Source organism: Bradyrhizobium sp. B025 (assembly GCF_042257955.1).
GTDB lineage: Bacteria > Pseudomonadota > Alphaproteobacteria > Rhizobiales > Xanthobacteraceae > Bradyrhizobium > Bradyrhizobium diazoefficiens.
Window position 1 is genome coordinate 3,031,565 of the sequence record NZ_CP170150.1, and the last position, 15,202, is coordinate 3,046,766.

Sequence of the window (15,202 nt, forward strand, 5' to 3'; positions counted from 1 at the left end):
TATGGGCCACCTTCCGGCGGATGTCCGCTACAAGATTCTCACCGCGACCGTTACGCCGCGCCCCATCGCGTGGGTGACGACCCGCTCCCGGGACGGCGCCGCCAATGCCGCGCCCTTCAGCTTCTTCAACGTCCTCGGGCATGAACCGCCGACGGTCGTGCTCGGCCTGCTGCGCCATCCGAACAAGGGCTTGAAAGACACGGCGCAGAATATCGTCGAGACGGGCGAGTTCGTCGCTCACCTGGTGTCGCACCAGATGGCTGAAGCCATGAACGCGACGGCCGTCGATGCTCCGGCCGGTGTCGACGAGATGGAGATCGCGGGACTTCAAACATGTCCTTCGCAGATGGTTGCGCCTCCGCTCATCGAGGGGTGCCCGGTGGCGTTCGAATGTCGCTCCCTCTCGGTTCACGAGACCGGGCCCCGGCAGATCGCGGTGATCGGCGAAATCGTCTGTGCTCATGTGGCCGAGCAGTTCGTGATCGATGCACAGAGAGGCTATATCGATACGGTCGGCCTCGATCTCATTGCCCGCATGCACGGGTCGGGCTGGTATGCGCGGCCCCGCGATCTCTTCCAGCTGGTGCGGCCGGCGCCGATCGAATAGGCGGCCGGCGCCGGGGCCTCCGGCCATGCCCGCCCATGGCGCCCCCTTGCGGCCGATTGACATCCAATTATTACATGTCTAAAAATATGCAAATTCATATAATTCGTGAGATGCCTGAATGGACGCGCATCCGCTCAAGCTCAGGGTCAGGTCGTATGCCGCGGAGACGCCGTTCGTACGGAGCCTTGTGCTTGGCGTGGAGGACGGCCCCGTGCCGCCATGGCGGGCAGGCGCACATATCCGCGTGTCGCTCCCGAACGGAGGGGACCGTCCGTACTCGCTGATGGCCCTGCCGGGTCTTGCCGAGGATGCGCTGGCGCTCGGGGTGCTGCGCGAGGAGGCCTCGACCGGCGGCTCGCAGTTCATGCATGCGCTGAAGATCGGCGATGTCGTCAAGGCAAGCGCGCCGGTGAACAATTTTCATCTGCACGAGGGGCCGGCGCCCGCGCTGCTGTTTGCCGGCGGCATCGGTGTCACGCCGATCCTGTCGATGGCGGCAGAGCTCACCGCCCGCGCAAGTCCGTTTCGCCTGCATTACGCCGGCCGCACGCAAGGACTTCTGGCGTTCCTGCCGCATCTGCGGGAGGTCTGCGCCGATGGCCTGTCCGTTCATTACGACAACGACGAGTCCCGTCTGGATCTTGCCGTGGCGCTCAGGGGAGCAGCCGCGAACGCCCACATCTACGTCTGCGGTCCGGCGGGAATGATCGACGCCGTGAAGGCGGCCGCGCTTGCCGAGGGCGTCCCGGCGGACCGCATTCACTACGAACTCTTCAAGTCGGAGCAGCCGTCTTCACTCGACCTGCCGTTCGAGGTCGAGATCAGATCGACCGGACAGGTCGTCGGCGTCGCAGCCGGCCAGACCATCATCCAGGCGCTGGAGGCGGCGGGGCTCGACGTGCTCTACGATTGCCGGCGCGGCGATTGCGGCATCTGCCAGTGCGGCGTGGTCGCGGGGGTGCCCGACCATCGCGACGTCATCCTCAGCGACGACGAGAAGGCCTCCAACAAGGTCATGCAGATCTGCGTGTCGCGCGCGAAGTCGGAACGTCTGGTGCTGGATTTGTGAGGGAGGCGAGGGACGCCATGGCGAAATACGGAAGGGATGCCCACGCGATTGCCGCGCTGGTGCGCGAGGCCGAGGTTCATCGCGACGTCTATGTCGACCCCGAGATCTTCGAGCTCGAGATGGAGCATCTGTTCCCGAACAGCTGGGTCTATGTCGGGCATGCCAGCCAGTTGGCGAAGCCTGGCGATTTCATCACCGCCACGATCGGCCGCCAGCCGGTGCTGGCGAGCCGCCATACCGACGGCTCCATCCATGTGTTCTACAATCGCTGTCCGCACAAGGGCGTGAAGATCGCCTCCGAGCCCTGCGGCAACACCGGAAAGTTCTTCCGCTGCCCCTATCACGCCTGGTCCTTCAAGACCGACGGCTCGCTGCTCGCGATCCCACTGAAGAAGGGCTATGAGGGCACCGGCTTCGGCGACACCCAGGCGAATGAGGGGCTGTCCAGGGTCAAGAACGTCGTGATCCATCGCGACTTCATCTTCGCACGGCTCAGCGAAAGCGGCGTTTCCTTCGAGGACTATTTCGGCGAGAGCCTTTCGACCATCGACAACATGGTCGACCGCTCGCCGGAGGGCAAGCTCGCCGTCATGGCGACGCCGATCCGCTACATGCACACCTGCAACTGGAAGATGCTGGTCGAGAACCAGACCGACACCTGCCATCCGATGGTGGCGCATGAAAGCTCGGCCGGCACTGCGGTCAAGGTCTGGAAGCGCGAGCAGGGCGATTCCACGGAAACGCCGATGGCGGTGCAGCTCTACGGTCCCTTCATGAGCCCGTACGAATTCTACGAGCAGAGCGGCATCAGGATCTGGCCGAACGGCCACGGCCATACCGGCGTCGCCAACTCCATCCATTCGAACTACTCGGATGTCCCGGGCTATCTCGACCGGATGGTCGCGGCCTACGGCGAGAAGCGGGCGCACGAGATCCTCGGCGAGGTCAGGCACAACACCGTCTATTTCCCCAACATCATGGTCAAGGGTGCCGTCCAGATCCTGCGCAACTTCATCCCGATCGCGGTCGACAAGACCCTGGTCGAGAGCTGGGTCTATCGCCTGGTCGGCGCGCCCGACAAGCTCTACGAGCGGGCGCTGATGTACAACCGCTTCATCAACGCGCCGACCTCGATCGTCGGCCACGACGACCTCGAAATGTACGAGCGGGCGCAGGAAGGCCTGAAATCCAACGGCAATCAATGGGTCAATCTGCGGCGGCTCTACGAGAGCCATGAAGAGCAGGACGTCACGGCGGTGATCAACGGCACCTCCGAGCGGCAGATGCGCAACCAGTTCCACGCCTGGGCGAAATTCATGACCATGGATATGGACAAGCGTGTCGAGGCCGCCGAATGATCACCGAGAAGACGATCACGGACTTCATCTATCGCGAGGCCGAGCTGCTCGACACGATGCAGTGGCAGGCCTGGCTCGATCTGTTTCACCCCGAGGGGCGCTACTGGATGCCGCTCGAATGGCAGCAGCAGGACCCGGTGCTCCAGCCGTCGCTGATGTACGAGGACCTGCTGCTCCTGAAGGTGCGGGTCGAGCGTCTGGCCGGCGAGCGCACCTTCAGCCAGAAGCCGAAGAGCCGTTGCCATCATCTTTTGCAGGCGCCGCAGATCGTGGAGTGCGACACGGCTGCCGGCGTGTTCAAGGCGCGGACGTCCTACATCTACACCGAGACGCGCGGCGACATGCTGGAGCGCTATTCGGGATGGGCCTCGCACGATCTCGTCCAGGTCGGCGATGCCCTGAAGATCAAGCTCAAGCGCGTCGATCTCGTCAATTTCGACGCGCCGTTCGGCAACATCCAGCTCTTCATGTGAGACGAATTTGACCGCAGCGACCACAGTCTACGCCCGCTTTCGCGAGACCGCGCTTCGCCGCGGCGAGGCGGGCTTCCTCAACGTCCTGCCGGAGACGGCCGCCATCTACGGCATCGCGGCAGGCGAGATCTCCTATCGCGCCATGCTCGATCGGGTCGAGCGCTGGCGCGCCGCGTTCGCGGGCCGCGGCTATGGCGAGGGCCACAGGGTCGGGCTGCTGCTCCAGAACAGGCCGGCGTTTGTCGAGCTGTGGTTCGCGCTCAACGCGCTCGGCGTCTCCGTGGTGCCGATCAATCCGGATTTGCGGCTGAGCGAGCTGGAATACATCATCGCGCATTCCGAGATGAACGCCGCGTTCGTGCTTGTCGAGCGGCGCGACGAGGTCGAGACGGCGGCGCGCCAGGCCGGTCGGCCGATCCCCGTCGTGACCAGCGAGGACGACGTGCCCGCGCCATTCGGCGGCGTGCGGCCGGCGAGCACGGGTGACGGCTCGACCGAATGCGCGCTGCTCTATACGTCGGGGACGACAGGTCAGCCCAAGGGCTGCGTGCTCACCAACACCTATTTCCTGCATTCCGGAAACTGGTATCGCGACGTCGGCGGGCTGATCGCGCTCAAGCCCGACGGCGAGCGCATGATCACGCCGCTGCCGCTGTTCCACATGAACGCGATGGCGGTGTCGCTGATGGCGATGCTGTCGGTCGGCGGCAGCCTGACCATGCTCGATCGCTTCCATCCGCGCAGTTGGTGGGCTTCCGTGCGCGACAGCCGCGCGACCTGCCTGCATTATCTCGGCGTCATGCCCTCGATGCTGATGAGCGCGCCGCCGTCGGAGCAGGACCGCGCGCGCACCGTTCGCTTCGGCTTCGGTGCCGGCGTCGACAAGCTGCTGCACGCGCCGTTCGAGGACCGCTTCGGCTTTCCGCTGCTGGAGGCCTGGGCGATGACCGAGACGGGCAGCGGCGGCGTCATCGCCGCCAACGTCGAGCCGCGCAAGATCGGCACCAGCTGCTTCGGGCGACCCGCACCCGAAGTTGACGTTCGTATCGTTGATGACAGCGGCAATGACGCCCCAATTGAGACGCCGGGCGAGCTCCTGGTGCGGCGGGCAGGCGCCGACCCGCGCTACGGCTTCTTCCGCGAATATCTGAAAAACCCGGAGGCGACCGCCGAGGCGTGGGAGGGCGGCTGGCTGCATACCGGCGATATCGTGTCGCGCGATGTGGATGGCGATCTCCATTTCGTCGATCGCAAGAAGAACGTGATCCGCCGTTCCGGCGAGAACATTGCCGCGGTCGAGGTCGAGTCCGTCCTCAACCGCCACCCCGCGATCCGGCAGGCCGCGGTTGCGGCGACGCCCGATCAGGTGCGCGGCGACGAGGTTGCCGCCGTCATCATCGCCGAGGAGGCCGGCGCCGGCCGCGCGCTCGCCGAAGACATCGTCCGCTGGAGCCTGGAGCAGATGGCCTATTACAAGGCGCCGGGCTGGATCTGCTTCACCGACAGCCTGCCGCTGACCGCAACCGAGAAGATCCAGCGCGGCGGGCTGAAGGATTTTGTCGCAAGGTTGATGCGCGATGGCGCTTTCTTCGACCTCCGCGACCTCAAGCGGCGTCAGGTCTGACGCGGGGAGGGAGGCGATCATGAGCGAGATACGCACCACACTCATCACCGGCGGCAATTCGGGGATCGGCGAGGCGCTGGCGAGAAAGCTGGTCGAGAAGGGGCAGCGCGTGGTCTCGGTCGGGCTGGAGAAGCCTGATTGGACCCATGATCTGCTCGCGGCCTATCGCGCCGATCTGACCGACATCGCGGAGACGCGCGCGATCGCGCAGGAGATCGGCCGCGATCACGCCATCGACTGCCTCGTGCACAATGCGGGCGTCATCCTGCCGAACCTGCTGCCCGACGCGAAGCCGGAAGACATTCTGATGCTGGCGCAGTTGCACCTCGGCGCGCCGATGCTGCTGACCCAGGCGGCGCTGGAAGGGATGCTGTCGCGTCGCTTCGGGCGCATCGTGTTCGTCTCTTCGCGGGCGGCGATGGGCGCGGTGACGCGCTCGGCCTATTCGGCGACCAAGGCCGGCGTGCATGGCATGGCGCGGACCTGGGCGCTGGAGCTCGCCGCGAGCGGCATCACCGTGAACGTGGTCGCGCCGGGGCCGATCCTGACCGACAATTTCTGGGGCGTCATTCCCAAGGGCTCCGAGCAGCAGGCGCGGATGGCGCGCAACGTCCCGGTCGGGCGGCTCGGCTCGCGCGAGGACGTGGCGCACGCCATCACCTTCTTCCTCGACGAACGTTCCGATTTCGTCACCGGCCAGGTGCTCTACGTCTGCGGCGGTACCAGCCTCGTGGGCCTGGGGCCGTAAGCGCTATTCGGCGGGCAAAATTGGACGCCGCCGATTGACGGTCATCTAGCGGGAGCTATCCGGCCGACACTCCGCGCTGCATGACGGCCCCGCATTGTGCACGTCAACGGATTATCCGGTCGACAACCCGTGTGGCACGGTCGATCTCCCTCTCATTCCATGCCGCAAATCCAAGAAACAATCCTCGCTCTTTTGATTTGTGAAACAGCTTGCCCGACAACCGGCGATATTGCGCCAGCCTCGAAGAGTTGTGCCGTAAGTTTCCCCGGCTTGAAGGGCGTGGACGCCATCGGCGGCCAAGCTGCGCGGCACATGGAGGCGTTGGCCGGTGGTCGGGCGTCCGCTCGTAATGAGCGTCCTCACCCCCCAAGACAGTTGCAGCAACAAGGTCCGCTCACTCCCGGCGACAAGAGCAGCGTCCCCTCCAGCAAGAGCATCTTTCTGGCTCTCTGTATTTTTTAGAACTGGCCCTTTTCATAGAGCCACCTGAAACCTTATGCAAAATGCAAATTTGGTCGCGCTATTTGAGCGGAATGTCCCAGGGTTTACTTGCGATTCCAGACGTTGGCATCATGAGCGCCGCCATCAGCCTCAATGACCCCGTTGAGCCATCGTAGTTTCTGGCAATGGGCCTAATCATCGGCGGGATCGCTCTTGGCGCATCAAGAACGGAACTCAGAGTGATGATATGCGGTCCCACCTCCAACCGCGCGGTGCATGCAGACCCGACAATCTAGTGGAGCGGATATGATTGGATTGTTCTTCGAAGTTATGCCGCGACCAGGACACGAGCAGGCCTATTTCGATATTGCCGCCGGTCTACGACCCGAATTGGACAAGAATCCCGGCCTTCTGTTCATTGACCGCTTCAAAAGCGTCGGTCGGCCAGGCATCGTGCTTTCGCACTCTCACTGGCGCGATGAGGCAAGCCTTGCCGGATGGCGTACCCACGCAAAGCATCATGCCGCGCAAATCGCGGGAAGAAAGCTGCACTTCGAGGACTATCGCCTGCGCATCGGCCAGCTCGTCTGCGAGTGGACTCCTCAAGCCGGCGCTCCGCGTCAATTCGAAACCACCAACAGCTACAACGACCCGGTTCTGCGGCCGGAACGATTCATGATCGTTTCCACCGCCAACTCGCCCATCCAAGCGGGCGTTGAAGGTGACATTCTGGCGAGCATTTCTCGCGAGCGAGAATACATCGTCCTGGCCCTGGCATCGTCGCTTGCAGACGGGCTTCGAATGGCAGAGGAATTCTTGTTGGCAGGCGTCGTGACATCGATCCGATTGTATCTCGTGTCTCGCGACTACGGCATGTTCGATCGAAAGGAGGCGCCTCAATATTATCCGCCCGTGACCCAGGTTCAAGAGCTTGGCTCGAAGCCGACTGATGCTGGTTTGTGACAGCATACGGTGGAGAGATGACGAAAGAGCGACGTAAGATTACTGTCGGGCTGCTGTTTGGAGGGCGCTCGGCTGAGCACGAAGTCTCCAGGGCATCCGCTGCCAATATCCTTCGAGCTCTGAACAGCGATCGCTATGACGTTTATCTCATAGGCATATCGCGAGATGGTCGCTGGTTTGCCTGCGATTCAGGGAATGGCGCGGGAACGGGTTCTAAGGCGCTCACAATTTCGGACGAGGCACCGGAGATCGGCCTTGTGCCGGGCGGGCGAGGCCGCCTCGTTCATTGCGACGGACCAACAGGAAGTGACGCGGGGAGTATCGACGTTGCATTTCCGATCTTGCACGGGCCGAACGGAGAAGATGGGACGGTGCAGGGAGCACTGGAATTAGCCGACGTGTCGTTCGTCGGTTCGTCGGTGACGGGTTCTGCCGTGGCGATGGACAAGGAAGTTTCCAAGCGGCTGATGCGCGACGCTGGCCTTCCCGTGGTGCCGTTCCTAACAACGACTGCCTCGTCCCGAATCGAATACGCTGCGGCAGTTGCCGCGCTCGGGACGCCGGATTTGTTCGTAAAGCCCGCCAATCTGGGATCATCGGTCGGCGTCTCCCGCGCGCGGTCCGAGGAGGAATTCGCAGCGTCGTGCGCTCTCGCGTTCCGCTACGACCGCAAGATCCTGGTCGAGCAAGCTCTGAACGGAGCGCGGGAGATCGAGTGTTCTGTCCTGGAGGAATCGACAGGTGATATTCGAGCGTCTGGGCTCGGCGAGATTGTTCCCGCGAGCGAGCACGGCTTCTATTCGTATCAGGCAAAATATATCGACGCCGATGGCGCCGCTCTGCACATCCCGGCAGACCTTCCCCTGCTACAGGCTCGCCGTCTTCAGGAACTTGCCGTTGAAGTCTTCAACGTGCTCTGCTGCGAAGGTATGGCCAGAGTCGACTTCTTTGTCCAAGGCGATGAAGTCTTTGTCAACGAGGCGAACACGTTGCCAGGGTTCACATCGAGCAGCATGTACCCCAAGCTTTGGGAAGCAAGCGGCTTGTCTCAAACCGACCTCATGGACAAGCTAATCGCGCACGCGTTTGCGCGCCACGAGGGACGTCGTGCCTTAAGCTTCGGTTGACAAGAATGCGGCGGATAGGACCCAACCAAGGAGCCCTCTGATCTCGCCGCGGAACCAGAGCGACGCGTTACATCTGCATCCGCGTGTTGCCGGCTGGGGAGTCACGCCGAGGGGAAATATGAGGAAGACGGTGTGACGCACGATCTATTTGAAGGCATGGACCGATGATGAACCTTAAGATCGAGCGCGCGTTCAAGACGGATTTGCCATTCGTGATGATGACCGAACGGTCGGAAGGATACCATACACTCGTCGGCCGGTGGGACGAGGCGCGGCATCTGGCGGCTATCGATGACAATCACTATGCCTATTTCATTGCCAGGGATTGCGCGGCTTCTGTTGGATTCGCCATTGTCCGGGATTGGGGGGCTCCGGAGAGAGTGACCTGTCTGAAACGGATAGCGGTGTCGAACCCTGGCAAGGGGCTAGGGAGGCGGCTTGTTCGCGCGGTTGTTGGCACCGTCTTTCGGGAAACCGAAGCTCACCGTGTTTGGCTAAGCGTTTTTCCAGAAAATGAACGAGCCCGCAGAGCGTATGAAGCTGTGGGCTTCAAGGCAGAAGGCATCGCACGTGGCAGCGCCTATTTTGGAGGAATCCATCGCGATGAATTGATAATGGCCGTCCTCAGAACGGAGTGGACTGCGGTTTAGGCAGGCGACGTAGCCCCATGATCGACTTGCCGGGGGATCTCCATACTCATTTCAAACGCAAAGAAACGCTGATCGAGAATGGGTAATCGTCATCTTGGCCTGCAGCCCGGCCCCCCGAGGTTTCTGCAATGACCACAGCGAAAACCCGCCTTGCATACATGGGCGCCGGCGTCGCCGTCGTGATCTGGGGAGCTACTCCTGCAGCAACCGCCATCGTTGCCCGCGAATTGTCACCTGGGTTGATCGGGTTGGCGCGGCTGTTGCTATCGGCTGCCATTCTCATCCCCATCGCCGTCTCATTGAAGCCAGAACTCCCGAGCGACCGGGGTGGTTGGATCGCGCTGCTGATCAGCGCCCTGGTCGGGTTCGCCGGATCATTCGTCCTGCAGGGCGTCGGCATTGCACGCACCAGCACCTCGCACGCCGCCCTCGTCCTTGCCTTGGCTCCGATCTTCACGGCGACCGTCCATTTCCTGCTTTCCCGCTGCTGGCCAAGGCCGCTCTGGTGGCTTGGAAGCGCGATCGCGCTCATGGGCGTGGCAATTCTCATTCCCGGCCGCAACCCTGCCGGAAGCGTGGCAGCGCCGACGCTCTTCGGCGACCTTCTTGTTCTTGCCGGTACGGTCACGGTCAGCGTTGGCTATGTCGCAGGCGCACGGCTCTCAGCGCGGATCGGCCTGTTCGCGGCGACCTGCTGGTCGCTTCTTCTCGCTGGGTTGATCACTCTTCCCGCATTTCCGGCCTTGGCTGCCGGTCTTGGTCAACTCTCGTTCGCCGTCTGGGGCGCGCTCGGTTTCCTGGCCGTCTTCTGCACGCTGATCGGCTTTGCAGTGTGGTTTTGGGCGCTTGAGCACGGTGGCGTCACCTCGATCGCCCCGCTTCAGTTTGGCCAGCCGCTGGTGAGCCTCGTGATCGCCGTAGCTTTCCTGTCCGAGGATATTTTCCCGGCGACCTTGTTGGCGTTGAGCCTGGTCATCCTCGGCGTCCATTTATCACGTCGAGCTGCTTGATCCTGCTCCACTTTCTGGAGAGGAAGGCTGTCAAAACGAAGCTGGATGTATCCATCAGGGAAACCGCGTCCCCAACCTCTGGTTTTCCCCGCGACAAACGCGGAACGCGATTTGGGCGGAGATGCTCAAGCAACAACGTCAGATCTGGTTCTGGCGGATGTTCTCGACCATCTTGGCCAGCACCCGCGCGCAGACCTCGATGTCGTCAGGGGCGATGCCTTCGATCAGCTTGTCGTAGTTGTTCGCCATGACCGGCCAGATCTTGCGCAGCAGCGCTTCGCCGTCAGGCGTCAGACCCACGACGCGGCGGCGCTGGTCCTCCTCCGCGATCTCGCGCTTGACGAGGCCCGACGTCACCATGGATTCGACCATGCGGCTCGCCGTCGACTGCTCGGTCACCGCGAGAACGGCGATCTCGTTGACGGTGAGGGTCTTGTAGATGAACAGCACCGACAGCGTCCGGAACACGACATTGTTGACGCCGTGCTCGCTCAGGTCGCGGTTCTGGTCGAGATTCCAGCGATTGGCGAGCCGGTTGAACAGATACGGGATGTAGGTCTGCAGCTGGTCCCTGGTCCTCGGCGGACCCGACTTCCATCTGCTCTTGGATTCTCTGGCCATTATCTCTTGCGACTTTGCTTCTTGCCGTCAGTGTGAAGTTTTGAAGAAAGGGATTTCAGCACGGACAGCGCGGTGTCCAGCTCCTGGGCCGAAACGTTCTCGAGCCGTTTGCCGAGATGCTTCTTGTGGATTTCGGCTGCCTTCCTGAACAGCGCTTCGCCTTTCGGCGTCAGGCGCACGATGAAGGACCGCCGGTCCTCGCTCGACATCTCCCTGCTGATGAGGTCGTCGGCGAGAAGACGCTGCACGAGGCCCGACACATTGCCGCCGGTCACTTTCAGGTTTTGCGACAACTGACCGAGCGCAAGCCCATCCCGGTAGCGATCGAGCTGGGCCAGCACGTCGAATTTTGCGAGCGACAGGCCGAACTCGGAGTTCAGCATCGAATTCAGCGAGGCGAACAGCTCGCCATGCAGCGACAGCAATTGGAGCCAGAGCCGGGTTTCAATCTGCCCGGGGACGGGAACAATGTTCTCTTTGAGTGCTGCCGGCATCGCATGACCATCGAGGACAAGGTGTCTCGTCAATTGGAGGGATTATCGCGGGTCTTTCGCTCCGATTAGCAACCTGAGAATCGCAGTCAAGCCGTTTGATCCTGACGTTCTCCGGTCCGAACGGCAATCCAATCCTGTGCTGGGCTCGACCCGCATCACGCAAAAGTCTTGATGGTCTGGATCACGCCGTCGAGCTCCTTGCCGGCGCTGTCCTTCAGCGCAGCCTCGCGCAGGCGCCGCGCCCAGTCGGCGGCATCCTCGCGTCGCTCGACCAGCTTGATCGCCGCCAGCGTCTTGTCGAATTTCGACAGCCCCCGGCTGTGAGTATCGGAATAGCCTTTCACGAGGCGGCGGCATTGCAGGATCTCGACACCGAGCTGGTAGTTGGTGCCGACCGCGTCGATGGCGGCCTTGAGCCATCCGTCCCGATGCGCCGTCTCGATGGCGTGACGCAGCGAGCGGCGGCGCAGGCCGCGCATGCCGCCCACGAGATAAAGCGCCAGGAACCAGGGCAGCGAATAGGTCCGCACCCGGCGCCCCTTGTTGACGCGGCGATCGAGCCAGCCGAGCAGGCGTGGCCGCGCGCCAAGCCAGCGGCCGAAGCCCGCGGGAAGCACGCCCATGACCTCCTCCATGCGGGGATGCATGAACTCGGTGGTCTGGAGCACCTGTCCTTCCGACATCTCGAGCTCGCTCTCGATGCGCGCCCGGCGACCGGCGCGCGTCTTGAGGTCGGCGACGCGGATGACGTCGTCATAGCTCATGGCGTTGGCAAGATACTTTGCCGCGGCTTCCGTGAAGGCATAGGTCCGGGCCGCACCGCCGGCGCTGCGGTCGGCCGCGTGCAGCGTCCTGAGAATGTCGAGATACTCGGTGCCATAGGCGACGTCCTGGAAGTCGACCACCTTCTTCAGGCCGGCGCGGGCCATGGTGAGCGCGGGCTCGGGTAGCTCCTGCGTCAGCCTTGCGACAAGCCCGGCGAGATCCGGATCGGGCGTTGCGGGAGAGGGGATATTGCCGGCCTGTTTCGGTTGCGGCGGCGCCACAACGTCGGGTGAGCCGGTCTTGACCCGGTCGAAGGCGGCCTCGAAAGTCCCGATGCTGGCCTTCGCGCCTTTCCCACCCGCGCGGATGACGTCGAGATAGCTGTCGCGGCTGAAGGGCAGCACACCGGCCGCCGCGAGCGCGCCGAACATCGCGGCCGAGATGACGCTGCCATGCGCGATCGCCAGCGCGTTCAGGTCGAAGATGATCTCCGTCTTGGCGGCGATCCCGATGGCGCCGGTGACGGCGCCGCCGTCGGCGATGCCGTTGCCCGGCGCGATCTTCTCGCCGATCGCAAAGGACCGGTGGTTGGATGCGATCAGCGTGGTGCGGTCCGGCGTCACAAGGCCGCGCAGGATCGATCGGCCGGCCTCCATGAATTCCGCCGCCATCACCACGTCGACGTCGCCGGGCGTCGGCATCAGCGACAGGATCGGCTTGCGGCCGTCGAGCGGCGGCATCGTCTCGATATAGTAGATCGTGGCGCCGGTGCGCTGCGCGACGCCGGGCACCGAGGTCGACTGCGCGACCCAGCCGTGGTTCTCGGCAAGCTGGACGATCCAGTCGGTCAGGACGCCGCCGCCCTGACCGCCCATCGCGACAATCGCGATCGAGATCGGCCGCTCAGTTGCCTCGCCCGCGGCGGGGAGGGCCAGCCGGATCGTCTCGTCCCTCATGCCAGTGCCTCGAGCGCCGGACGCCGGCGATCGCGCCGCCGTTGCAGCCAGCCGATCACGGCCATCGCGACTTTGGATTTGAACATGTCCCAGCGGGTCGGATTATGGATGACGTCGGCGCGGTAGAACGAGGGGCAGAGCACGGCGGCCTCGGAGACCTCGCCGCAATTGCCGCAGCCGACGCAGGAATTGTCGATCGCCGCGACCGGATCATCGCGCAAGGGATCGTCGAGCTGCTTCACCGACAGCGATGGGCAGCCGGAGAGCCGGATGCAGGCGTGGTCGCCGGTGCACACGTCCTCGTCGACGCCGAAACGCTCCTTGACGGTACGGACGCCGTCCTTGATCGCCTTGTTGATCAGCGGCTTCACGCGGCGCTGCTTGTTCAGCATGCATTCGGAGGACGCGACGATGACCTTGGGACCTTCGTCCTTGGTCGTCAGCGCTTCCTTCAGCGTGTCGCGCATCTTGCCGACGTCATAGGTGCGGTCGATCTGACGCACCCATTGGCCGCCGATGCCCTTCACGGCCTGCACGATCGAATTGTTGGTCTTGCGCCGCTTGTTGGTCGCGCGCGACGACAGGATGTCCTGACCGCCGGTCGCCGAGGTGTAGAAATTGTCCACGATGACGAACACGCCGTCATGCTTGTTGAACACGGCATTGCCGATGCCGCTGGTCAGTCCGTTGTGCCAGAAGCCGCCGTCGCCCATCACCGCGATCGAGCGCTTGTCGGCCTTGACGTTGAAGGCCGAGGTCGAGGCCGGGCCGAGGCCGAAGCCCATGGTGGTCGCGCCGATATTGAAGGGCGGCAGGATCGAGAACAAATGGCAACCGATGTCGGCGGAGACGTGGTGCTGGCCGAGCTCTTCCTCGACCAGCTTCATGGCGGCGAAGATCGGCCGCTCCGGGCAGCCGGTGCAGAGCCCGGGCGGGCGCGCCGGCACGACCTGCTTGAGCTTCTCGACCGCGGGGTGATTGAGCACGGGCGCGGCATCCGGCGCCGGCGGCCGGTTGCCGAGCAGCCGCGGCTCGGTCTTCTCCAGGAATTCCCTGACGCCGCCGAGCAGGACCTGCGCGGTGTAGTCGCCGCCCATCGGCAGCACGTCCTTGCCATGGATGCGCGCCTGGATGTCCCTGCGGCGCAGCACCGTGTTGATCGCCTGCTCCAGATATTCCGGCTGGCCCTCCTCGACGATGAGCACGGCATCCTTGTCGACGCAGAACTCCGCGACCTCGGTGTCGATCACGGGGTAGGTGACGTTCATGACGTAGAGCGGGACTTGCGTGCTGCCATAGGCATCCGACAGCCCGAGATATTGCAGCGCGCGGATCACGTTGTTGTACATGCCGCCCTGCATGATGATGCCGACCTTGCCGTGCTTCGGTCCCATCCACTCGTTCAGCTTGTTGTCCCGGATGAAGCCGACAGCCGCGGGCATCCGCGTCTTGATCTTCTCCTGCTCATGCTCATAGGCCGCCGGCGGCAGCACGATGCGGTTGACGTCCCGCTTGGGATTGTTGAGCGCGTCCTTGATGGTATGCGCCGGCTTGACGTTGTCCTTGCAGGCGAAGGTGCCGTGCATGTGACAGGCGCGGACGCGAACCTCGAGCATCACCGGGGTGTTCGAGACCTCGGAAAGCTCAAAACCCTTCTCGATCAAATTGACGATGCACTCATGGTCGGGGCGGGGATCGAGCAGCCACATCTGCGACTTCATGGCGAAGGCGTGGGTGCGCTCCTGCATGATGGAGGAGCCTTCGCCGTAGTCCTCGCCGACGATGATCATGGTGCCGCCGGTGACGCCGCCCGAGGCCAGATTGGCCAGCGCGTCGGAGGCGACGTTGGTGCCGACGGTCGACTTCCACGCAACAGCGCCACGCAGGGGATACATCACCGAGGCCGAGAGCATTGCGGCTGCGGCCGCTTCGTTGGCGGAGCTCTGGAACACGACGCCGAGATCGTCGAGCACGTCCTTGGCGTCGGCGAGCACGTCCATCAGGTGCGAGATCGGCGAGCCCTGGTAGCCGCCGACATAGGCGACGCCGGATTGCAGCAGCGCCTTGGTGATGGCGAGGATGCCTTCGCCGCGGAACGTATCGCCGTCGCCGAGCCGGAGATCCTCGACTTCGCGAGCAAAAGACCGTTCAGCCATTGCACCCTCCAGAAATATGCGATAGCATACGTTTACATGTGAAGTAAGTCAACGCCGCGCCATGCTATCACGCTTGCGGATCTTCTCTCCGGCAAGGCGGTCATGAGCCAGCGACAGGGTAGGGCCGATGCTGAAGCTGC

At 63.4% G+C, this 15,202-nt stretch carries 14 protein-coding genes; 10 read left to right on the forward strand and 4 right to left on the reverse strand.

Going from position 1 to position 15,202, the window contains the following annotated elements:
• Position 1 precedes the first annotated feature (1 nt).
• The 10 genes from ACE10W_RS13875 to ACE10W_RS13920 all read left to right on the forward strand — a co-directional run bounded on the left by ACE10W_RS13875 (position 2) and on the right by ACE10W_RS13920 (position 10,070).
• Positions 2-607 (forward strand): flavin reductase family protein, encoded by a 606-nt coding sequence (locus ACE10W_RS13875; RefSeq protein ID WP_304553754.1) that lies wholly within the window; start codon positions 2-4, stop codon positions 605-607.
• 118 nt (positions 608-725) lie between these two features.
• Positions 726-1,676, forward strand: coding sequence for a PDR/VanB family oxidoreductase (locus ACE10W_RS13880; protein WP_304552201.1), 951 nt, complete (start codon positions 726-728; stop codon positions 1,674-1,676).
• 17 nt (positions 1,677-1,693) lie between these two features.
• On the forward strand, positions 1,694-3,034 hold the full coding sequence (locus ACE10W_RS13885) for a Rieske 2Fe-2S domain-containing protein (protein ID WP_304552203.1): 1,341 nt from the start codon (positions 1,694-1,696) through the stop codon (positions 3,032-3,034).
• On the forward strand, positions 3,031-3,507 hold the full coding sequence (locus ACE10W_RS13890) for an aromatic-ring-hydroxylating dioxygenase subunit beta (RefSeq protein WP_304552205.1): 477 nt from the start codon (positions 3,031-3,033) through the stop codon (positions 3,505-3,507). Before ACE10W_RS13885 ends, ACE10W_RS13890 begins: the two co-directional genes overlap by 4 nt.
• A gap of 7 nt (positions 3,508-3,514) precedes the next feature.
• On the forward strand, positions 3,515-5,131 hold the full coding sequence (locus tag ACE10W_RS13895) for an ATP-dependent acyl-CoA ligase (RefSeq protein WP_304552207.1): 1,617 nt from the start codon (positions 3,515-3,517) through the stop codon (positions 5,129-5,131).
• A 19-nt stretch (positions 5,132-5,150) separates the two neighbouring features.
• Positions 5,151-5,879: an SDR family NAD(P)-dependent oxidoreductase gene (locus ACE10W_RS13900; RefSeq protein WP_304552209.1), complete on the forward strand. Its 729-nt coding sequence runs from the start codon at positions 5,151-5,153 to the stop codon at positions 5,877-5,879.
• Between the two features lie 747 nt (positions 5,880-6,626).
• The gene (locus ACE10W_RS13905) at positions 6,627-7,283 is read left to right on the forward strand and encodes an antibiotic biosynthesis monooxygenase (protein ID WP_271613344.1); all 657 of its coding nucleotides are present in this window, start codon (positions 6,627-6,629) and stop codon (positions 7,281-7,283) included.
• Between the two features lie 17 nt (positions 7,284-7,300).
• Complete coding sequence (locus ACE10W_RS13910) at positions 7,301-8,410, forward strand: D-alanine--D-alanine ligase family protein (protein ID WP_304552213.1); 1,110 nt, start codon at positions 7,301-7,303, stop codon at positions 8,408-8,410.
• A 164-nt stretch (positions 8,411-8,574) separates the two neighbouring features.
• On the forward strand, positions 8,575-9,060 hold the full coding sequence (locus tag ACE10W_RS13915) for a GNAT family N-acetyltransferase (protein ID WP_060911374.1): 486 nt from the start codon (positions 8,575-8,577) through the stop codon (positions 9,058-9,060).
• Positions 9,061-9,188: 128 nt separating this feature from the next.
• Complete coding sequence (locus tag ACE10W_RS13920; protein WP_304552216.1) at positions 9,189-10,070, forward strand: DMT family transporter; 882 nt, start codon at positions 9,189-9,191, stop codon at positions 10,068-10,070.
• 138 nt (positions 10,071-10,208) lie between these two features.
• Here the strand turns inward: ACE10W_RS13920 and ACE10W_RS13925 are convergent, their stop codons facing one another.
• The 4 genes from ACE10W_RS13925 to ACE10W_RS13940 form a co-directional block, all read right to left on the reverse strand.
• Complete coding sequence (locus ACE10W_RS13925) at positions 10,209-10,691, reverse strand: MarR family winged helix-turn-helix transcriptional regulator (RefSeq protein ID WP_011086192.1); 483 nt, start codon at positions 10,689-10,691, stop codon at positions 10,209-10,211.
• Positions 10,691-11,185, reverse strand: a complete 495-nt coding sequence (locus ACE10W_RS13930; RefSeq protein ID WP_011086193.1) for a MarR family winged helix-turn-helix transcriptional regulator — start codon at positions 11,183-11,185, stop codon at positions 10,691-10,693. The genes ACE10W_RS13925 and ACE10W_RS13930 overlap by 1 nt, the downstream gene beginning before the upstream one ends.
• A gap of 155 nt (positions 11,186-11,340) precedes the next feature.
• Entirely contained in the window at positions 11,341-12,906 is a 1,566-nt protein-coding gene (locus tag ACE10W_RS13935; RefSeq protein WP_304552219.1) for an indolepyruvate oxidoreductase subunit beta family protein, read from the reverse strand.
• Complete coding sequence (locus tag ACE10W_RS13940) at positions 12,903-15,062, reverse strand: indolepyruvate ferredoxin oxidoreductase subunit alpha (protein WP_011086195.1); 2,160 nt, start codon at positions 15,060-15,062, stop codon at positions 12,903-12,905. The genes ACE10W_RS13935 and ACE10W_RS13940 overlap by 4 nt, the downstream gene beginning before the upstream one ends.
• Between the last annotated feature and the right edge of the window lie 140 nt (positions 15,063-15,202).